The organism is Streptomyces sp. NPDC127117 (assembly GCF_042677325.1).
Lineage (GTDB): Bacteria > Actinomycetota > Actinomycetes > Streptomycetales > Streptomycetaceae > Streptomyces.
Map to the genome: position 1 here is coordinate 52,331 of NZ_JBHXTM010000039.1, position 20,208 is coordinate 72,538.

Below are 20,208 nucleotides of genomic sequence, written 5' to 3' on the forward strand. Positions count from 1 at the left end.
GACGGACGGTGGAGCGCCCGGCCCCGTCAAGGATGGTGGAGCGCCCGGCCCCGTCACGGACGGTGGACCGCCCGGCCCCGTCACGGACGGTGGACCGCCCGGCCCCGTCACGGACGGTGGACCGCCCACCTCCGTCACGGACGGTGGAGCGCCCGCCCCTGTCACGGACGGTAGAGCGCCCGGCACCGGTCCGGGTCGGCCGGCTCGCCGTCCGGGACCGGCAGGAAGTGCTCCACCTGCCACTCCTGCGTACGGCCGGCCTGGCGGTTGGTCGTCGTCACCCACGGCGGATAGACACGGAACCCGCGCTTCCCACCGACCCCGTCCGTCGACACGATGTCCCGCTCGCGGAGCACCGCCCGCGGAAACACGAACTGCCCGAAGCCGCCGATGCCACCGGTGCTGCCAGTGCCGTCGCCGGCGCCGCCGTCACCGGTGTCGCGGGTGCTGATGACGAAGAGGTCGACGGGATCCCCGGAGTCGTAGGGCCGGATCGGCCCGCCGTCGGCGGGCCGCTTCCACACCGTCACGAACTGGCCGACCTTGGTCGGGGTGGTCCGGGCCACCCGGAACCTGACCGCGGAGCCGTCCACGGTGAAGCCGTGCGCACCGTACTCGGCGCTCTCGGCCTCGGGCACCGGCCGCGAGCACACGAGCCCGCTCGGGTCGTAGACGAGTGCCTTCGCCGCGAGGAGATCGGGGTGAAGGGGCACGCCGTCCGGCCAGGGCACCGGCCGAGGTGCAGAATGTGTTGCCATTTCACCCATTCTGTCAGTGCCTGTCGCATCGCCCCGCCCCGGGCGGGGAGTCGATCGGGCGATGAGTTTCCCCGACGGCCGGAGTCCTACCTCTGACAAACACAACGGCACCGCGACCGCGGGACGCCGACCGAGGAAGGACCACCGGCATGACCGCCACCCACACCCTCCGCGTTCCCGGCGCGCACCTGCACTACGAGGTACGCGGCGCGGGACCGCTCCTGCTGCTCATGGGGTCACCCATGGAGGCCGAGGCGTTCGCCTCGCTGGCGGACGCGCTCGCGAGCGACCACACCGTCGTCACGCACGACCCGAGGGGCATCTCCGGCAGCACCCTCGACGACCCCGAGGAGGACACCCTCCCCGACCGGCGGGCGGATGATGCGGCGGCGATCCTGGACGCGCTCGGGGCGGATTCGGCCGATGTGTTCGGGAGCAGCGGCGGCGCGGTGACCGGGCTGGCACTCGTCGCCCGGCACCCCGACCGGGTACGGACGCTGGTCGCGCACGAGCCGCCCGTCATGGAGATCCTTCCCGACGCGGCCGAACAGCGCGCCATGACCGAGGCCATCATCGAGACCTTCCACAAGGAGGGCCAGGGCGCGGCATGGATGAAGTTCATGGCAGTCGCCGGATTCGTGACCGAGGGCGGGGAGAGCGCGGAAAGCGGGGAGGGCGGTGAGGGTGCCCCCGCCGGGCCGTTCGGCGAGCCCACGGAGCAGGACCTGGCCAACGGCGCCCGCTTCTTCGGCCACGACCTGCGGGGCACCGCCCGCTACGTACCCGACATCGCCGCCCTGACGGCCGCACCGACCCGGGTCCTCGTCGGGATCGGCGCCGACTCGCAGGGCCTGATCACGCACCGGACGTCCACCGTGCTGGCGGACCGGCTCGGCACGCGCCCGGTCGAGTTCCCGGGCGACCACGCCGGCTTCCTGGGCGACCCGAAGGGCTTCGCCGAGGCACTGCGGAACACACTGACGAGCTGAGAGCGGGACGAGGACGGAAGCGGGGGAGGCGGGGCGGTCCGAACCGGGGCCGCCTACCCCCGCCCGACCTCCGGGGCCCGCCCCGTCAGCAGCCCGAGCACCCGCCCCAGCAGCTCGCGGGCGCCCGGATCGGTGATGACCCCGTCCGGTCCGACCGTGTTGCGGTCCACGGGGATCCGTACGCATGCGGGCTCCACGATGTCCGCGCCGGTGTAGCCCAGCACCGTACGCAGTGTGGCCTCCGCGCCCTGACCGCGCCCGGGGGCCGCGGCGTTCACCCAGGCGGTCGGCTTGTCGCAGATCTCGGTACCGCCGACCGTCCAGTCCAGCAGGTTCTTGAACGCTCCCGGCAAGGTTCCCGCGTACTCCGGCGTACAGACCAGAACGGCATCCGCCCCGTCGATGGCCGCACGCAGCTCCGCCACCGGACCCGGCAGCGGATCCGTGTCGTCGTCGGGGTTGAAGTGCGGGAGCGCCGCGAGGCCGCCGTAGAGAACGGTTCGTACCTCCGAGGGCGCCACGGCCTGCGCGGTGCGCAGCACGGTCTCGTTGGAGGAGCCGCCGCGCAGGCTTCCGGACAGCAGAAGGATCACGGGTGGAGTGTGCATAGCCGTTCAACCTGTGAAGTCCGGACTCCATTCCCGTACACGCCCCCGTGCACGGACGGCACGACACCACCCCGGCACGGGCGCGGGGCGGCTCGTACCGGGGTGGGGGTCGCGTGGTGCGTGCCGGCTTGCGGTGCGGCGGGATCAGCTCGCGACGGGATCAGCCCGCGGCGGGACCAGCTCGCGACGGGATCAGCTGAAGACGACCGAGCGGAGCTTCAGCCGGCTGCCGGCGTGGCCGCCCTTGGGCCGGAGGGTGAAGTGGTCGCCCTCGCAGTCGGGATCGGTGAAGACGGTCGCGCTTGAGTCGGTGAAGTTCCGCGGACTGTGGGCGGGGTACGACGAGTTGGGGTCGGCGACCTCGGGCAGTGTGATGCACATCCGGCTCGGCGGGTCCAAGAGGAAGCCCAACTGCGGCGAGCCGTCGAGACCGGTGTACATGTACGAGAAGTCTCCGGTGGCCGCGCCGGCCGAGGTCGGCACGGCGACGAGGAGCGCGAGTGCGCCGAAGGCGGCAGCCACGGTGGTACGAAGACGCATGGGGGGAACTCCTTGTGCGGGGGGGTTGGAAACGGGACCAAGTCTGAGTCGATGGACTGCGACTACGACCACATATGGGGATCCGTCACCCGGACGTGAGCTGCTGAATCGGTTCTGCCGACGGCCATGCGGGTCACGAGCCGGTCCCACCGTGTTGACCGATGTGCCTACCGGCTGCTGCCGGGCTCTAGTGTGGCCCGATGAAGACGCAGATGATCGTGCTCAACGGCGGCTCCAGCTCGGGGAAGTCCGGCATTGCCCGGTGTCTCCAGGCAGTGTTGCCGGATCCGTGGCTGACGCTCGGGGTCGACACACTGATCGAGGCGATGCCCGAGTCCATGCGTGAGTCGGACACGGGCATCGACTTCGCCCCGGACGGCGAGGTGGTCGTGGGCGCCGGGTTCCGTACGCTGGAGACGGCATGGATCGAGGGCGTCACCGCGATGGCCCGGGCCGGCGCCGGGGTCATCGTGGATGAGGTGTTCCTGGGCGGTGCGGAGTCCCAGCAGCGGTGGCAGAAGGCACTCGACGGACTCGGGGTGCTGTGGGTCGGAGTCCGGTGCGAGAGCGCCGTCGCCGCTGCCCGTGAGCTCACCCGGGGCGATCGCGTGCTCGGCATGGCGGCCGCACAGGCGGAACTGGTCCATCGTGGCGTGGTCTACGACCTGGAGGTGGACACGACGCGGAGCGAGCCCACCGAGTGTGCGGAGATCATTGCAGCTCACATGGGGTGACGGGGCACGGCCCACCACTCCCACTGATCGTTTCCGGCCACAGCACGGCGCGCCACGTCACCAGGAGCACCGCGCACCCCGGCACCATGTGGACACACACCGCCGCACGCCGCCTCACGGCACTACGCGTCGTCGAGCTCCAGCTCACCGACGACCTGGTCCCCGCTCGTCTCCCCGGTCAGCCGGAACCCGAGCTTGAAGTAGAACTGTTCGGGCCCGTGCTCACCGGGAACCCAGCTCACGGTCGCACGCGTCCCTCCCCGCCGCCGGATCTCCTCGCACACCGCTTCCACGGCGAAACGGCCGTACCCCCGGCCCTGCTGATCGGCGGCGATGTTCAACCGCCAGAGTCCGGAGCGCAGCCTGTTGTCGTTCGGATCGTCCGGGTAGAAGCGGACGTCGAAGAAGGCCATGACGAAGCCCACGAGCTGATCGCCGTCGAGGACCAGCCGGGGCCAGGCCATGTCGGGGGTCGCGTAGGCCTGGGCCAGGGACCAGGCGACCGGCTTCACGAGTCCGTCCTGGTCGGGCCGTACTTTCAGTCGGCAGGCGGCCTCGACGTTGTCCGCCGTGATCTTTTCGAGTCGCAGTGATGAAGACATGCGCGCAACCTATAGACGGATGCGCCGCCGCATCGAACGGATATCTTCCCTCGCCGCCCCCGACGACCTTGCCGCCGCACGGTCCACAACGCCGGGATGCCCGGTGCCGCCGGGGTGGCGGTACCGGGCATCCAGTGAACTGCCTTTTTACGCAGGTCAGTTCGCGGGGGCCTGGTAGAGGCCCCGGCCGGCGCGGTGGGCCCGGGAGGTGGCGACGAGCCGGTCCAGGGTGCTGCGAACGGTGTTGATGCCGTTGGGGGTGAGCTCGCGCCCCAGGGCCTCCGTCACGTCACGGGCGCGGACCGGCTTGTTGCCGGCCTCGGCGAGCACCTTCATGGTCAGCTCGGTGAGGCTGCCGCTGTCGTCGACGGCCGGTGCGGGGGTCGACGTCGACGCGGTCGCGGTGGCAGCGGCCTTCTTCGACGCGCGGGCCTTCGCCGGCTTGGCGGCCTTGGTCGCCTTGGCCGGTGCTGCGGACTTGGTGTCCTTGGCCGTCCTGGTCGCCTTGGCCGCCTTGGCGGGTGCGGCGGCCTCCGTGTCCTCGGCGCCCTCGCCGCCCTTGGTGTCCTTGACCTCCTCGACGGGCTTGGCGGCAGCCTTCTTGGCCTGGCCGCGCTGAGCCCTCGGCTTGGCTGCGGTCTGCTTGCGGCCCTTGGGTGCGGCGGGCGCCTTGCGGGCGGTGCGGCGCGCGGGGGTGGTCGCCGCCTCCTCCTGCGGGGCCTCCGCCTGGACGACGGAGTCCACGGAGTCCTGCGCCTGCTGCGGAATCAGGGCAGCGGGAGCGCTCGCCGCTCCGGCTTCGGCGGCAGTTGCGCTCTCGGCTCCCTCGGCCTTGACGTCCTCGGCCGCGTCGGCACTCGCGGTGGGCGCGGGGGCGGTGGCGGGGGAGGCCGACAGGGCGCGCAGTGCGGTCAGCGCGGTACGCACCGACTCCAGGCGCTCGGTGACGGTCGCGAGTTCCTTCTCCAGGCTCTGCTGGTGCTGCTCCAGTCGGGGAAGTTCCGCCTCCAGCAAGGTAGTTGTGGCATCGATGGTGACCAGTGTGTTGGTCTCGGAGGTCATGTTGTCGCCCTTCTGTCCCGGCCGACCGTTGGTGACCGATGTATCGCAGGGTAAGGGGTGTTGTGTTGTGGCCGGAAATCGCCTCTCGGTACGAACTGTTCAAGGGGCACCACCGCACTGGCCGCCAGTCTCCCGAAAGTCCTGGCCCCGTGCCCAGCAGATGGCGTGGGTGGCACTCGTTTGGCGGCATCCGTCACTGCGTGGCAATCGCACCCCTCGTTCAACTCCACCGCGCGAAGGGGCCGGAAAGGAGGCGTCCCCCGACTCCGCCGGGGAGTCGGGGGACGAGCAGCGCAAGGAGCGAGAGACCGAAGGGGCAAGAGGTCGAAGGGATGCGGGGTCGAAGGGGCCTGGGGCCGTCAGCCGTTCCGGCTCACCGGCGCGGACCCGTTGGGATGACTGGAGCCGGTCGCCCCGGCATCCCCGGCATCCCCGGGCTCCGGCCGACCGGCCTTCGTCGCGCTTCGCTCCCCGCCGCGTTCCAGCCTCAGCCGCAGGCCCATGACGAGCAGCGCGGCGATCGCGAACCCGGCTCCGGCCCAAGGCAGTTGCCGGGCACCGTGCTCCGCCAGGACCCAGCCACCGACCGCGGTGCCCACGGTGATGCCGAGGTTGGAGAACGAGATGAAGAGGCTGTTGCCGAACTCGGGCGCATCGCTCGCGTCCCGTCCCAGCCAGCTCTGGCTCACGATGAGCCCGCCGGAATGCACGGCGCCCCAGACCAGGACCGCCGGAACCATCGGGGCGAACAGCGGGCCGACCGCGTAGAGAAGGACGTAGACCAGCAGGCACAGCACCGGGTAGGCGACCACGGTGCGGATGACACTGCGTCGCAGCAGGCTGCCGAAGGCGAAGTTCCCGAGGATCATCACGATGCCGAACGCCATCAGCATGGCGCTGACCCACGTACCGCCCATGTGCGTGACCTGACCCAGGTACTCCGCGAAGTAGCCGTAGACCGAGAACATCGCCGCGAAGACGAGCACGACCGACACGATGGTCAGCCACATCCGGGGCCGCTTGAGAACGCTCAACTGCGCACCGTACGAGGCCCGCCCGCCTCGCCCGGCCGGCATCGGCGGCACGAACCGCAGGATGCCGAGGAAGGCGATCAGGTTGACGAGCGCCCCGAACCAGAAGGCCGACGACAGGGACAGATGTTCGGCGAGGTACGAGGTCAACGGCACACCGAACGCGAAGCCGACGGTGACACCGGCGAACACGGTCGTCGTGGCCCGGGTCGCTTCCTGCTCCGGCACCAGCCGTGCGGCGGTGGCGAGCGCGACCGCGAAGAACACGGGGTGGAAGAGGGCCGGGACGATACGGAAGGCGAGCATCACCTCGTACTGGGTGGTGAGCGCGTAGACGGCGTTGGAGACGGCGAACACCGCGATCGCGGCGGCGAGCACCTTCTTGCGGTCGATGCCGGAGGCGAGCAGCGTGGTGAACGGCCCGGACACCGCGATGACCAGGGCGAACACTCCGACGAGCCAGCCGGCGGTGGACGGTGTGACGCCGAGTTCGGCCGACACCCGGGGGAGCACACCGACCATGCCCATCTCGGTGGTGATGATCCCGAACACGCCGAGGGCGAGCACGAGGACGGTGAGGGAGGTCTTTCTCATCGGAACGATCAGAACCTTTCAATAAATCTAGAAAAGTAGATGCATTGCATCATGGGGATGGGGTTGCGTCGTGGGGATGGGCTGCATCGTGAGGATGGGATGCCCGGCCCCGGGCCCGGCCCTGGGCCGGGCGTCACGTATCGATGGACACGTGACGCAACACAAGGGCCGAGGCGGAGACGGAGGCGCAGGCCGTGATCAATGGGTGGTCGGTCGGTCGGTGTGCCGTCAATTCCCCTGGCTCTGTTGCCACTTCGGGAAAACCGAGGTCAGGAACGCCTCGCCGCGGGACACACTTCCCGTGGAGTAGTTGCAGGAGAACGAGTCGGGCCAACTCGGGTTGAACTTGAGCAGCATGACCGTGGCGTTGCTCCGCGCGGTGGCGGCGTCGACGCCCAGCTTGTCCGTCATCCAGCCGAAGACGGCGTTGCGACGCTGCTCCTCGCGGACGACCGCATCGCCGCCGCCCTTCACCCGGCCCGCGGCGTTCACGATTCCCGCGCGCTGCATGTCCTCCTTGAAGGAGATGCCCATCTGCTGCCAGTTCCCCTCCCACATGGCACGGTTCGCCGCGGCCTGCTGCTTCAGCTGGTCGGCCTGCTGCTGTGTGAGGGGCGCGGCATTGGCGTTGGCCAGCTTCATCCCGGCGATGACGGTGGGGTCGAGCGACAGGTAGACGGACTCGCCGAACTGCGGGAACAGGGCGTCCCAGCTGGTCTTGTTCAGGACGTGGCCCTCGCTGGCGGTGGCGGTGATGTCCACCGCCCCGATGGGATTCCCCTGCGAGTACAGGACGTAGTCCGGCCGGGTGGAGCCGAACGTCACCTGCGTGGCGAAGTACGTCCCCGCGGGGAGCGTGGGCCGTCCGGCGCCTTCCAGGCGGGCCTGGGCGACGGATTCGATCGCGTAGCCGAACTCCTTGGAGATGCCACCGCTCCGGCCGTTGGCATGGAAGTCCTGCCAGACCTCGACCCAACGCTTCGTGTAGCCGTCGTAGTCACTGAGCGGGCCCAGTTGCGGGGCGGTGGTCACGTAGTTGTAGGCCCACTCCACCGCCCTGTCGACGGCCTCGAAGAAGCCCTCGAACAGGGCCGTTTCGGCTGTGCCCGGGGTGCCCTTCTTGATCTTCACGATGCGACGCTGCAACTCGGCGTCACCACCGACGTGCGCCCTGTCCGCCGACTGTTCGGAGGCGTGCTCGACGGACGGCACCGGCCCCTCGAGCGCACGGGAGGCGTTCGCCTCGGCCTCGCGCTCGAAGCGGTCACCGGGGTCGGAGATCCGGAGCCCGGCCCCGTTGTCGGTGCCCGAGACCGGCCCCTGGCGCTGCTGGATCACATGGGTCAGCTCGTGGGCCAGGGTGTGCCGATCACCACCGCCGGCACCGAGCACGATGTGACTGCCCGAGGTGTACGCATGGGCGCCCACCTCCGCGGCGGACGCGCGGGCGGCGCTGTCCGTGTGCACACGTACGTCGCCGAAGTCGGCCCCGAGCCGGCTCTCCATCTCCTGCCGCACCGCCCCGTCCAAGGGCCTGCCGGGCCTCCGCAGAACGTCGTGGACCGAGGAGCGCTGGACGGGCGCCTCGCCCTCCTGCCCCTGCCGGAGCATCCGCAGGACGACCGCGTTGCCGACGCTCCGCTGCAGAGGGGAGAGCGACGGAGCCTGCGCACCGTCGACGCGCATCGACGGCGCCGCGGACGCGCCTTCCCGAGCGGACAGCTCGTCCTTCCGGCTCTCGTCCTTCCGGCTCTCGGACTTCCGGCTCTCGGACTTCCGGCTTTCGTTCTTCCGGCTCTCGATGTCCGAGGCCGAGACACGGGCTCGCAAGTTCGCTCCTTCCGGCAGTTCTCGTCGACAGCGTTGCAAGGTGCGGGCGGTGGCGGGGGGAGCGGACATCGGCACGGACACGGCACAACACCGCCCGCCAGGATGTCAGCCCACTCGGCCGCGCCGACAGACCCGGGAGGGAAGACCCGGGGGCACTCTTCGTGCCCCTTTCCCGCACCGGGCAGTCGCGGCCCGAGCCGGAAGGGGATCGCGCGGCCTACAACTCGTCGCGAACGTACGCGGCGAACTCGGCGATCACCGGCTCGTTGCGCCGGTAGTACGTCCACTTGCCGATGCGCTCCGAGACGAGCAGCCCCGCGTCCTTCAGCGTCTGCAGATATCCCGAGACCACCGACTGCGCCAGCCCGGCCCGCTTCTGGATGTCACCGACACACACCCCGATGTGGAATCCGAGCCCCTGCTGCCGGTAGGAGTCCTCGTCGAAGAACTTCTCCGGCTCCCTCAGCCACTGCATGAACTGCAGCCGCGCGGGATTGGCGAGCGCCTTGTGCACGGCCAGGGGGTCCATTGGTTCGCCTCTCCGAAGGGATGCATCTAGTTTTCGCGATATATAGCGCCAAGTCAAGTCGGGAGACCCCACCAGGCCGGCCGCGGAGGCGCCGGCCGACCGGAGGCCCTGGGGCAGAAACCCCTGTCCCAGGCGCCGGCCCGCGACTGGGGTCGCTCAGGCCTCGGACGACACACAGCCGCGCGACACACCCCACGGGCTTGACGCGGCCGACCAGAATTCCCCGCCGGCTGCCGCGGACGGAGCCCAGTGACACGCACCGCACACCACGTCCCCCCTTCGCGGGCCACAGTGACCTACGCCGACGGTCCGAACCTCCCCTGGCATTCGGTGACCCTGGGCGACCTCCGGTACAGCACCCGAAGCCTCACCGAGGCAACGGTCCAGGCCCGCAGGCCCGTCCCGCAGATCATCCGCCGCCGGGTCGACGTCCACCGCTTCCTCCGCCACAACCGCGACCGAGGCATCTCGCGCGCCTCCACCCTGGAAGAACGCCGATCCCGCCAACGCCTCCGCGCCCAGACGGGCCTCCTCCGGCGCCTGCTGAACACTCCCACCGGTGAACTCACCCTCGAAGCCGCAGACACAATCGAAATTGCCCCGCCGAAGCACCGGCACGGCACCCTCTGGCAGGCCTGACCGGGCAGCGGGGGCTCGGGGGTGTGCGTTGCGGAGCGCCCGCGGGGGCGGCCGAACCGGCGCCTGCGCCACGGCAACAACGGACGACGTGCGGACACGCCGCATCGTCGCCGCGGTAGCAGGTGCGGCCAATATGGCGATCGAGGCGTGAAGTCCCGTACACGTGGCGGGACATGGAATCGGTGCTGTACGGTGACGAGGTCATCACGCTCTGTGTGCCCGTGTGCACATGGGGCGGCCCCCGGCGGTGCGCCAACACCAACCCGAGGGCCTACACCACCAGTGGATCGAGACCACCGGAAATGTTGCGTCATGCTATCGCGCCGTCCGCGCGCTATACGAAGGCATCGCACGATGTCGTACGCCACCCACGCCTGAGCAGTGACGCGAAGATCCTGCTCCTGTACGTACAGGGCCTCCCGGATAACGCCACCTTCCAGCCCTTGGGCGAACTGGCCCGGAAGCTGGGCATCAAGGGCCGCGCGTACCAGAAGGCGAAGGGACAGCTCGTCGAGTACGGGTACGTCCACGAATGGCGAAGCCAGGGCGACAGGGGCCGCTGGATCACCGAGCAGCTGGTCGCGAACAACCCCCTGACGAGTGAGCAGGCTTGCCACGTGCGGGCAACCCCGTCCGCCGCCTTTCCCGTAGCCTTTCCCGCTGCCCGGTCCACGGCCCCGCCCGCCCCTCGGTCACCGAGTACGCACTCTCCGACGGTCGGCACACCGATTGCCCCGACGGCCGGTGGCTATGAACCGGTGGAAGACCACAGTGATAAGACCACTCCCCACCCACCCTCCGAACCGGAGCGGCCGACCGCGACGACAGACCCGGCAGCGGGTCCGGCAGCGGATCCGACCTTGCTGGCCCGAGCCGAGCGAGTGCTGCTCTCCCTGCGCCACTCCCGCCGCGAACTGCACCTGGGCGTACGCGAGGCCGCGCAGCTGGCCGTCGAGGCGGTGAAGTGGCTGGAGCGCGGCCTGGGCGAGTCCGACCTCCGCCAGGCCCTGCTTGCCGAACGCCCGAAAGAAGGCGTGCGCTCGGCGGTCGGCTTCCTCCGCTACCGCCTCGCCCAGAAGCTTCCCGAGACCCGCGCCGTCTCCCGGCCCCACGAGCCCGTACGCCCCCGCGAGCTCGTCGAATGCAAGGGCCCGGGCGAGAAGCACACCTTCCGCCCCCTGCTGGACGAGACGGAATGCACCCCGTGCCGCCTGAACGCGGCGAACACCGCGTACTCAGCAGCCCCATCCTCGGAGCCCGAGCATCTGCCGTGGCGAGAGCGCTTCGCGAAGATCAACACGGCATCGGCGGCCGTACCGGGCGTGGGCTGATCATGTCCTGTCCGCACCGGGCAGGGGGCCGACCGAGACCAGGCTCCGGGAGCTCCGTGCCACGTGCCCAGGTGGGCCGCTCACCGGTTCGGAATCGGCCGCACGCCTCGGATGGGCACAGTCCAAGATCAGCAAGCTTGAGAACGGCCGGCAAACCGCATCCCCGAAGACCTCAGGCTGTGGGCCGTCGCCACCGGCCACCCAGACGCGTACGAGGAACTGCACGCCCGGCTACGCGGTTTCGAGTCGCACGTACGCTCATGGCGACGGCAACTTGCCTCCGGCCACCGCCCGGTGCAGGACACCTGGAACGAGCTGGTCACCGGTGCCACGACCATCCACGAGTGGGAACCGACCATGGTGTCGGGGGCATGCTCCAGACAGCCGATTACGCGCGCCATGTCTTCCTCAGGTACGCGGAGCTTCAGAACTCTGTCCGGGACACGGAAGAGGCTGTCCGCTCCCGAATGAAACGGCAGGAGTGGCTGTACCGCCCGGGCAAGCGGCTCCACGTCCTGCTGTGGGAAGCCGAGCTTCACACCATGATCTGCCCTCCCCACGTACTCGCCGCCCAGCTGGACCGCCTGGCCGGCGTCATCGGCATGGACACCATCCACCTCGGAATCGTCCCCTCCGAGCAACGGTGCAGGTCTCTCCGGCCAACGGCTTCTGGTGCTTCGACGGCCGCCTCGTGGTCACCGAGGACTGGCACGCCGAACTGTGGCTGGACGACACCGACACCATCACCACGTACCAGCGGGTGCGGCAGGCTCTGAGCGAATCCGCCAGATCGCCGATCTCCCCCACTGGCTACGCGCGCATGGCCACGACCCCGACGAGGCGCTGGACCGCGCACGGACACACTTCGAGGCCGAGCTCGGAGCGGGCGGATGACCGGCTGTCAGATGGACAGCGCCCTCTGGAGACCCCGGCAGGCGAACCGTGCGTCGGCCGGGGCGGGCTGTGCTGCTGGTATCTCCTCGCGCAAGGCGGTGTGCCTGCTCCCAAGTGTCGTCCGGTTCAGGGCTTCTGGACGGCGAAAGAAAGGTGGAAGGTGCGGTCGGTGTCGTGGACCAACGCTCGGGTGGCGGGCTCAGATGGTTCGCCGCCCCAGCAGGGACGTAGGTACGTTCGCGACGATCTCAGGTTCTCGAGCGCTGTAGTGCACGAGGATCAACTCCTGCCGCGCCCGCATGCACAGGACGTGGAATCGCTCACGCGCCGTTGCGCCGGTGGGGTCTTCGGCATAGCTGTCCAGATCTGGAACGAAGACGATATCGAATTCGAGACCTTTCATGCTCACGGCGTTCACGATGTGGATTCTGTGTGTGGCGAAATCAACTGTCGACCGATTTCTGTCGCCCGATATGTAGGACTGGACCGAGGATTGGAGACCTTGCCCCGCGAGCTGGCGATGGATTTCACGCTGAAGTTCAACGGTTCTGCAGATGATTCCCACAGTGCACTCGGGGCGACTGGAGATATATTGGGCGAGCTGTACTACGAATGGCCGTCCCGAGGAGCAGTGCATCAAGTGTGGGATATCGCCGGTTCGCTCGGGGAGGTTGACTTCCATGAGGTCATCGCCCACTCGAAAATGTTCCGCCAGGAGGGCGATCTCGCGCGTAGTGCGGTGATTATTCCGCAACGAAATAGCCTCTGTCTCCACCTCGAGTTCCTTGCTGATATCGGCAAGTGTCGACTGATCCTCCTCGAGACTTCGAAATCCGTCCGCGAAAACAGTGACATGACTTTCGAGGATGCTGCAGAGTTCGTAGAACTGTTGCGGCAAGTTCTGTCCGTCGTCGATGACCAAGTCACCCGGAAATTCTGGCTGGCGTTGAAGGCACTCAATTTGCATCCGGGGCCAGTCGTAACTCCATTCATCCGTACCGTCTGTTGGCGGTTCGTCCTGGAAATTTTTGTTCCAGAATTCGCGCAGCCAGCGATGAAATGTGGCGACGTGGAATCCATTGGATAGGCGGTTGGAGGAATGATCGGTGTATTGGCTGAGGAGATTGGAACGAGTGATCAGGGTGACGGGGCGCCCTGCTGTGGTCTGCATCCAGGCCCTGTAGATGGCCATAACGGTCTTGCCGGAACCTTGGGGTCCTGTGATCAGATGTCGACCCCCAAAAGGAAGATCGATTACCGAATACTGATCCGGCGTCAAATCGAGGAGACTGGGAAGTCTCATGGCGCATCTACGGCAGCGGCGGACTCTTCGAAAGCGGCCTGAATGACCGGCCGAAAGAAGCCTTCCACCTGACCATCGCCAATCAGAAGGATCCGGTCGAGCAGCGTGTTTCCGATCTCGCAACACGTTTCGGGGAGCAGCGTGCACGCATGGCAGGCCGCCCTGTTGAGGTTCGCCAGAGAACGCCCTGTGGAGTCAGCGCACAGCGGGTCCTGGGAGCACCACTGGGCCGCCTCGAGGAGGCGAATCATCGTGTCCATGAGATGAGGGGGCATGCCTTGGCGGACCAGACCACCAAGCGTCCCCTCCGAATCTCCGGCCGCAGTGTAGATGAAAATGCCGGCCTGCTGGGGGTCCTGGCTTCCTGCTGGATGGCTTCTGGCGTAGACACGTTCGCGCAGAGACGCCGCGTTGTAGCCGCTGTCGTAGGAGAGTTGGCGGATGAACTGGTGCGCCAGTGTGTGCAGCATGACGAATCTTGGCAACAGCCGGGGGCCTGTCTTTTCTCGGAGTCTCTCGATCTGGAAGGAGGCCTCGAGGTTCCCCTCGATCCCCTCGACCCAGCGCAGAACGGTTGGTGAGGATTCCCACTCCTCGAGCGCATCCTCGTTGAATGAGATGAAGATGCCTTCTCCGTACGACTCCACGGCGGGCAACCACTGGGCGCGGGCCACGGGATTTACGGATACGAGACGCTCGCGGCCCTCTGACTCGTATCGGGAAAACCCTTCGAGTGCCCTGACCTCGCGGATTCGGTCGGCCACTACAACCAGCGCGACGCTGTGGTGGAGCAATTGTAGAGAGGGTGGATCGTCCGTGTGCGCACCCAGGCCCACCTGTCTGACGGCGAAGTCGGCCGTGGAATCCTTCTCGGATTCGGAGGAAGTGAACGCTGCCCATTCGGCAATGCTGAGGTCCTCAATCGTGGAATTGACCTCTGGTTTTGCTGATGTGTCGGCCGTGTGGGCTCGCCGCAAACTCTCGACGAACTCCGCAGAGACGTCGCATTTCTTCGCAATGTGATTGACGATCACATCTGTGATGGGCGCTTCACCGGTCTCGATGAGTTCTTCCCACATGCTGTGGGTCATGACCCTCCGGGCTGCCTCGTCATCCGTATTGAGGTCTGACGGATTTGGGATCTCGATGACGGAATGGACCAGCGGGAAGTAGACGTTGGAAGCGCCGCGCTGGGCTGCGCGCGGCGTCTCCTCGCAATCGATGCCCTCGTCGTCGGAGGTTTGCCAGGGCTGGCTCCCCGAGCAGCGTACGCCGATCTGCTTCAGTGCATGCTTCTGACTGATTCCTTCGAGAGTTCGATACGCGCCACAAACGATGCACATCACCTTCAGGGCATCGAGGCCGGAGGAATCCGGCGTCGCGACGAACTTGAGGCTCCTCACTCGGCATTGCCGTTGATCGTGACCTTCGGCGCGCGAATGTGCCCATCGTTGCCAATCGATATCGCCCATGTGCCCGTCTCTGCAAACCTGGATGAAACGCATGGGGGCCTGCTGGGGCGAGTTCGGGCACCGGCCGCATCTGGGCGGCCTATCCCTCTGCTCGGCTTCGTGCCGCCACAGGGTCATGACTCTGCACTTTGGGCAGAACAGCCAGCGAGGAAAGCGCACATAGCCTGGGCCGCGGCGAGATACGTACTGGGACTTCCCTGAGGGGATTACTGCTGCCGAGCGAAACCCCCTCACTCCCAATTTCCGGGCCAGTCGGGGAGATTCCACCGGATCGCCCTGGTTCCCCCAACTGCGTATATCAGCAGCGACGAATGACTCTCCCTGCAGGTCGATGATGCCACCGACCCCGAATGGAGTGATTGTCTGTGTCCTTCGGACCTTCCGCCTGATGTCCTTCATCTCGTCACGCCCCCCTGACCGCGACCAGACATTCCCGGTCGACATTTCTCATGGACTGAGCGGTCTCCCAAAGTCCTTGCTGCTTCCCGAAGTCGGTCAACAGCGACGTGTGTCCGAGTCCCTGCGGCCGGTAGTAGAGACGGCTTCCCCCTCCTCGGGCGATGGCAGCCTCCTGCAGCCACTCCTCGATCAGTTCGTCCAGTTGTTTCCGTGCCGCCTCGCTCTCGTCGGGATCGGAGCTCTGCACGTGAGCCACGATGCGATCCCGCACCCGCTGTACCTCTTCCCTGTGGTCGAGTGCGTCCCCTGCACTGTCCTCGGAGCTCAGCCCCACGCCATGACGTACGAGGATGGTAAGTGCCGCGTGGAGAGCTCGAAGCCGGGAAGGCGGCGACCACGGTGTGACACTTGTGGGCTCCACGTGTCGATAGAGCGAGGAGTGATAAACCCCGAAGGACTCGTAGTGAGAACGGTCGCGAGGCTTGCTCGAGCGGAAAAGGGTGACGATCAAGCCAGGAACTGTGCGGCGGCCTACTCGGCTGGTTGCCTGAATGTATTCGGAGGTTGTTTTTGGCTGACCGTTCATTAGCATCAGACCCAGGCGAGGCACGTCAACCCCGACGGACAGCATGTTGGTTGTCGCGAGAAAGGAGACGCTGTCGTTGTCCGTGAACGACCGGCCGAGACGGTCAAGCAGTCTGGGCTGCGACGCACGGGGGATGTTGCTCGTGAGTTCGACAACCGAGTGGTCAGGAAGTTCGCGTCGGGTCGATTCGTCGCGTGTCAGATGTTCCAGCCTGGCCGGGATGTCGTCCCTTGCGATCGTGACGGTGCGCCCGAGTTCGCGAAGGCTGTTGTGATAGGCAACCAGAGTCCAGTAGGAGTCGCGCAACTTGTCGGTGTCGCGTATGTCGTTGGGTGCCTGGAGGGCCGCGGCACCGACATGGACTGTTCCGGTGGAGGCCGTGTGTGCCTGAGCCATGACGCCGACGTAGAGCCGCCCTGGGCGTTTGTGGTCGGGGGAGGCGAAATATGAGTAGCGGGCATCGGTTCCGGCCGGTGGGAAGAGCTGTGTCCGGCGACCGTAGAGGCTTTGGATCTGTTCCTGCGATCGGCGGATCGTTGCCGTCGAAGCGATTACTTTCGGCCTGATGCCGTCCCACGCGCACAGCTCCAGGACTGCTGCCTCGTACAGACCGACCGTCGTGCCCAGCGGGCCGGCCAACAGATGGAGTTCGTCCTGAATGACCAGTGACGGTCTGCGCTTGCCCCGCCCGCCGAAGATGTGACCGGCCTTCGGCTCCCAGGCCAGTCGCGCGAACTTGTCCACGGTGCCCAGCAGGAAGGTGGGAGGTTGCTCGTAGATGTGCTGGTCGACCACGGAGATCGGTAGCCGATCGTGGAATACACAAGATTCCCGAGGACAGAGGAAGGCGAAGTCGACGGAGTCTGCCAGGATTCCGAAGTCACTGTCGCGAGTGTGACGCTGCGGGACGATCTCGGTTCCGCACCAGGGGCAGCGTTCCAGGAGAAACCTGTCGTCGGGCTCGTTGATCTGCTTGAGTTCGCGGAAGGCTGTCTCTGCCTCGGCGTAAGTGTTCGGAGTCGTATCCCTGCCGACCCAGAGGCCCACGGTGATCGGTTCGTCTCCCAGCGCTGACGCCTCGGGACCATCATGCCCGAGGCGCATGTACTCCAGCGCACAGATGGCCGTCGCCGTCCGTTGGAACTGCTGGGTGGTGAGGAGGCTGAGCGTGTATCGACTGATGACAGCAGTACCGCCGCCCGCGGACCCGTAGTGCAACCGACGCCATGCGATCTCGAAGCATGCTGTGAGCAGATACGCCTCGGTCTTGCCACCGCCTGTGGGGAACCAGATGAGGTCAACTGTGTCGCGGTCATCGTGTCCGGGGTTCACGAGCCCTTCGACGACGAGCAGGAAGAAGGCGAGCTGGAAGGGGTGCCAAGCAGCTTCGGCATCCGGTTCGGAAACTTCGACGACGTTGTCGTTCCTGCGGCGTCGTGAGCCCGCCAACTCACTTCGGCTGTGCAGCATCTGCAGCGCCATGGCTCGGTTCGCCAGCCGAAATGCCTCCCGGGCGTGCTCTCCGGCAGCGTTCGCCCCGGCGAGGACCGCGACCCCGGACTCCATGCGCTGCACTGCGGATTCGACACGCGTGAGGATGCGTCGAGCGGGTTCCCGAGCCCATTGCGGGAGGCTCGCCGACGCCTCGGCCACGCGTGCTTCGTACCACGCGCGATAGCCCGCGACGAACGAATCGAGATCGGCGCGCAACGTTTCGACAGGAAGGTCCCGTCGGTAGAGGCGCGAGAGATTGAGCACGTGCAGGTCTGTCGGGCCGTCGGGGCGGACGTGCTCGACAACTTGGCGCGGCATGACTTCCGCGCGGAGGGTGGTGACTTCCTCGTCCGATTCCTTCCACTCGACGGCGCAGCCGTGCCCGATGGCCCGCGTCACGATGTGTCGGTATTGAACCCGGAGTTCCTCCTCCTCTGGATCCCGACTGTTGAGTCGCGTACTCGGGTATTCGAGGACCCTTCCGTCGATGGTTGTTACCTCGAGTCCTGCCTGGAAGAGCATGAGGTTCCTGGAATTCCGGGGGTCCTCGTCCTCGTGGTGGGCGTTCGCGAGTACGCAGGTGACGAGGTGGCCCAAGCCGTGGCGTCGCCAGCGGACGTAGAGGCGGGCGTGGCCTTCCAGCACTCGCTCGCCGCTCATCGACCCCTGGTCGAATTGGACCGTCTGGGCGCGGCTGGGAAGCCTGACCCAGATTCTGCGTCCCCCCTTGCGCTGTGTCTCGTAGCGTGCAGCGGAGCAAGTCACCGTGATGGCCGCAGCGTTGGTGAAGAACGAGAACCCGAGTGACGAGGGCATCCAGGCATTCGCCTCGGCCACGGGATCGTCGGCGAAGCCGTCCTCCTCACCGACACCTGCGGCATCCTCGGACAGCTCCTGTTCGCCGGCGGCCGACGTACGGTCGTGGAATTCTGTGCCGCGTGGATAGAGAGTGCCCATGAGGTAGCGCCGGTCCGGGGGATCGACGAGCACCTCCTCCGCATCAGGCTCCGGACCGACGAGCTGTCTGCGCAGGTAATTGACGAATTCATCGCGATACGTGGCGAGGTCCAGTTCCGAGACAGTCATCCCGTCGCACCTTCTTTCTCGAGCGCGGCAGTACCCATGTCTCTCAGTACGCGGCTGACGCCGGGCAAGGTGGCGATCCACAAGTGTGCTCGGGCCCGGGTCCATGCGACGTAAATGGAGTCGAGGCGACCTTCGAGGGCTTCGGCATCGAGGTCAATGAGGCATACGACCTGGTTCTCAAGGCCTTTGAAGTCCACTACCGAGGACCAGGTAATGCGATTCCTCAACCGGCCGGACCCGATCGTGTCTGCATAGCGATCGATCTTGGAGAAACGGCGGGAGAGCCGGGCAGAAGTGCTGACCCAATCGCCGGATGACGACACGAGAGTGATGTCACGGGGAGATACGCCGTCGTCCAGAAGGCGATCCAGATGTCTGTCCAGAGCTGACGCTTCGTCCTCTCTGGAGGAGACCTTGGCGAAGATCACCTGCTCCCCCTGTCCCGCCATCGCGGTTCCCAGATCAGCACCCGTGTAGCGCTGAACCTGTCTCACGATCTGCTTGGTGTTGCGACAGTTTCTCTTCAAGGAAGCCGACGTTGCACCAAGTTCGCTCAGGTACTTCCATGCCTCGGGGTCGTAGCCCTCGGGAAACAGGATCTGGTTGTTCCGGTCGAGCATGAAGATCCATCGGCCTCTGTCGAGCCCACCTTCGACGAGTTCCTCGAGCTTTCCCAGGTGCTCGAGTGTCATCAAGTCCTGTGCCTCGTCCACGATCAAGTGGTCGAAGGAGCGCCCTCGTGTTTCGTCGAGACGATCGAAGGGGAGCACGACGATGGACTCGTCCGACAAGATGTTGGAGACATGTGCTGCCAGAGTGTGACTCGCGCAGGTGAAGAGGACGGTTCCGCTCGCCGACTTGCGGCGGGCGGCCTCGGCAGCGAGGAACGTCTTTCCAGTTCCCGCGCCTCCCGTCCAGATGAGCCGGGGGTTCTCCTCCAACTCGTCGATGCGCTCCAACTGTTCGTTGGTCAGACGCTCGAAGGTCGCCTCGAGGTCAGTGATTCTTGACTGGAGGTTGGGGACCAGGTCGAAGTCGGGACGTACAGCCTTCACGATGTCTCCGCGCAGCTGCGCGGAGATGGGGGAGATGGCAGACCTGTTCTTGCCCTTGCTGGGCCAGTAGCGGCCGGCGCGTCGAATTGCGGCTTCGAGTCCTCGCCCTCCGGCGTAGGCCGTGCGACCAAGATACTGTTCGGGTTCGTACGTGGTCATCGGTGGGAGATCGACGCCTGGAGTGATGACCAGATAGCCCCCCACCGCGTCGCGAGCGCGGAGGCCGTCGACTGTGCCCCGGAACTCTCGTTCCAATTCGTGCATGCCGCTGCTGGCCTGCTCGAATGGGCCTTCATCACGCGTGTCCACGTGGCCATCGCCTCCGCCGTAGTGCCACTTGCCGTCCCGGAAGGCGACCCCTCCGCCCTTCACCTCGATGAACAGGATCAGCTTGTGCGTGATCACTACGAAGTCGATCTCGCCGACACGCTTGTAGCGGTGCGCTGGAAGATGAACGGAGTGCAGGGCCACGCTCTCGTCGTCGGGGATGGCCTTGAGGGCGGCGAAGACACTTCGCTCCGCAGTGCTCCTGGTCTTGCTCGAGATTTCGCTCGGAACGATCCTCATCAACTCTCCCCGCAGTCGCAGCAACAGGGTCAAGATAGCGATATGGCTCAGGAACAGTCACGGAGCAAGTGCGCAGGGAGGAGCTATGGCGGCGGAGCATCGATT

Annotated in this window: 16 protein-coding genes and 1 pseudogene; 5 read left to right on the forward strand and 12 right to left on the reverse strand. The window is 66.7% G+C overall.

The features are described 5' to 3' along the window. Window positions 1-161: 161 nt before the first annotated feature. Window positions 162-758 carry a MepB family protein gene (locus tag ACFVH0_RS28720; RefSeq protein WP_385824830.1) on the reverse strand — a complete coding sequence of 199 codons (597 nt, stop codon included), beginning with the start codon at window positions 756-758 and terminating at the stop codon, window positions 162-164. Between the two features lie 149 nt (window positions 759-907). Here ACFVH0_RS28720 and ACFVH0_RS28725 point away from each other — a divergent pair, with 149 nt between their 5' ends. Beyond that, window positions 908-1,747 carry an alpha/beta fold hydrolase gene (locus tag ACFVH0_RS28725; RefSeq protein WP_385824832.1) on the forward strand — a complete coding sequence of 280 codons (840 nt, stop codon included), beginning with the start codon at window positions 908-910 and terminating at the stop codon, window positions 1,745-1,747. 53 nt (window positions 1,748-1,800) lie between these two features. Here the strand turns inward: ACFVH0_RS28725 and ACFVH0_RS28730 are convergent, their stop codons facing one another. Both ACFVH0_RS28730 and ACFVH0_RS28735 read right to left on the reverse strand, forming a co-directional pair. After that, window positions 1,801-2,340 carry an NADPH-dependent FMN reductase gene (locus ACFVH0_RS28730; RefSeq protein WP_385824834.1) on the reverse strand — a complete coding sequence of 180 codons (540 nt, stop codon included), beginning with the start codon at window positions 2,338-2,340 and terminating at the stop codon, window positions 1,801-1,803. Window positions 2,341-2,547: 207 nt separating this feature from the next. Then, on the reverse strand, window positions 2,548-2,895 hold the full coding sequence (locus ACFVH0_RS28735) for a hypothetical protein (protein ID WP_385824836.1): 348 nt from the start codon (window positions 2,893-2,895) through the stop codon (window positions 2,548-2,550). Window positions 2,896-3,107: 212 nt separating this feature from the next. On the opposite strand from ACFVH0_RS28735, the gene cpt reads away from it, so the two are divergent. Further along, complete coding sequence (gene cpt / locus ACFVH0_RS28740; RefSeq protein WP_385824871.1) at window positions 3,108-3,629, forward strand: chloramphenicol phosphotransferase CPT; 522 nt, start codon at window positions 3,108-3,110, stop codon at window positions 3,627-3,629. A 122-nt stretch (window positions 3,630-3,751) separates the two neighbouring features. On the opposite strand, the gene ACFVH0_RS28745 is transcribed toward cpt, so the two are convergent. The 5 genes from ACFVH0_RS28745 to ACFVH0_RS28765 all read right to left on the reverse strand — a co-directional run bounded on the left by ACFVH0_RS28745 (window position 3,752) and on the right by ACFVH0_RS28765 (window position 9,277). Next, window positions 3,752-4,231 carry a GNAT family N-acetyltransferase gene (locus ACFVH0_RS28745; protein WP_385824838.1) on the reverse strand — a complete coding sequence of 160 codons (480 nt, stop codon included), beginning with the start codon at window positions 4,229-4,231 and terminating at the stop codon, window positions 3,752-3,754. A 156-nt stretch (window positions 4,232-4,387) separates the two neighbouring features. After that, on the reverse strand, window positions 4,388-5,293 hold the full coding sequence (locus ACFVH0_RS28750; RefSeq protein ID WP_385824840.1) for a hypothetical protein: 906 nt from the start codon (window positions 5,291-5,293) through the stop codon (window positions 4,388-4,390). A 359-nt stretch (window positions 5,294-5,652) separates the two neighbouring features. Beyond that, on the reverse strand, window positions 5,653-6,918 hold the full coding sequence (locus ACFVH0_RS28755) for an MFS transporter (RefSeq protein WP_385824842.1): 1,266 nt from the start codon (window positions 6,916-6,918) through the stop codon (window positions 5,653-5,655). Window positions 6,919-7,146: 228 nt separating this feature from the next. Then, window positions 7,147-8,748, reverse strand: a complete 1,602-nt coding sequence (locus ACFVH0_RS28760; RefSeq protein ID WP_385824844.1) for a DUF4157 domain-containing protein — start codon at window positions 8,746-8,748, stop codon at window positions 7,147-7,149. A gap of 217 nt (window positions 8,749-8,965) precedes the next feature. Then, window positions 8,966-9,277, reverse strand: coding sequence for a helix-turn-helix transcriptional regulator (locus ACFVH0_RS28765; RefSeq protein WP_124723327.1), 312 nt, complete (start codon window positions 9,275-9,277; stop codon window positions 8,966-8,968). A 249-nt stretch (window positions 9,278-9,526) separates the two neighbouring features. Between ACFVH0_RS28765 and ACFVH0_RS28770 the strand changes: the two genes are divergently transcribed. From ACFVH0_RS28770 to ACFVH0_RS28780, 3 genes and pseudogenes are all read left to right on the forward strand, one after another. Beyond that, entirely contained in the window at window positions 9,527-9,916 is a 390-nt protein-coding gene (locus ACFVH0_RS28770) for a hypothetical protein (RefSeq protein WP_385824846.1), read from the forward strand. 302 nt (window positions 9,917-10,218) lie between these two features. After that, window positions 10,219-11,247 carry a hypothetical protein gene (locus ACFVH0_RS28775; RefSeq protein ID WP_385824848.1) on the forward strand — a complete coding sequence of 343 codons (1,029 nt, stop codon included), beginning with the start codon at window positions 10,219-10,221 and terminating at the stop codon, window positions 11,245-11,247. 7 nt (window positions 11,248-11,254) lie between these two features. Next, window positions 11,255-12,034, forward strand: a pseudogene (locus ACFVH0_RS28780) (helix-turn-helix domain-containing protein); the annotation flags it as partial. A 306-nt stretch (window positions 12,035-12,340) separates the two neighbouring features. Here ACFVH0_RS28780 and ACFVH0_RS28785 read toward each other — a convergent pair. From ACFVH0_RS28785 to ACFVH0_RS28800, 4 genes are all read right to left on the reverse strand, one after another. Then, the gene (locus ACFVH0_RS28785; protein WP_385824875.1) at window positions 12,341-13,312 is read right to left on the reverse strand and encodes a hypothetical protein; all 972 of its coding nucleotides are present in this window, start codon (window positions 13,310-13,312) and stop codon (window positions 12,341-12,343) included. Window positions 13,313-13,440: 128 nt separating this feature from the next. Further along, a complete protein-coding gene (drmB, locus tag ACFVH0_RS28790; RefSeq protein ID WP_385824849.1) occupies window positions 13,441-15,360 on the reverse strand; it encodes a DrmB family protein in 1,920 nt (639 codons plus the stop codon). Beyond that, window positions 15,320-18,481 (reverse strand): helicase-related protein, encoded by a 3,162-nt coding sequence (locus ACFVH0_RS28795; RefSeq protein WP_385824851.1) that lies wholly within the window; start codon window positions 18,479-18,481, stop codon window positions 15,320-15,322. Before ACFVH0_RS28795 ends, drmB begins: the two co-directional genes overlap by 41 nt. Continuing rightward, window positions 18,478-20,136 carry an NERD domain-containing protein gene (locus ACFVH0_RS28800; protein ID WP_385824853.1) on the reverse strand — a complete coding sequence of 553 codons (1,659 nt, stop codon included), beginning with the start codon at window positions 20,134-20,136 and terminating at the stop codon, window positions 18,478-18,480. Before ACFVH0_RS28800 ends, ACFVH0_RS28795 begins: the two co-directional genes overlap by 4 nt. Window positions 20,137-20,208 lie beyond the last annotated feature (72 nt).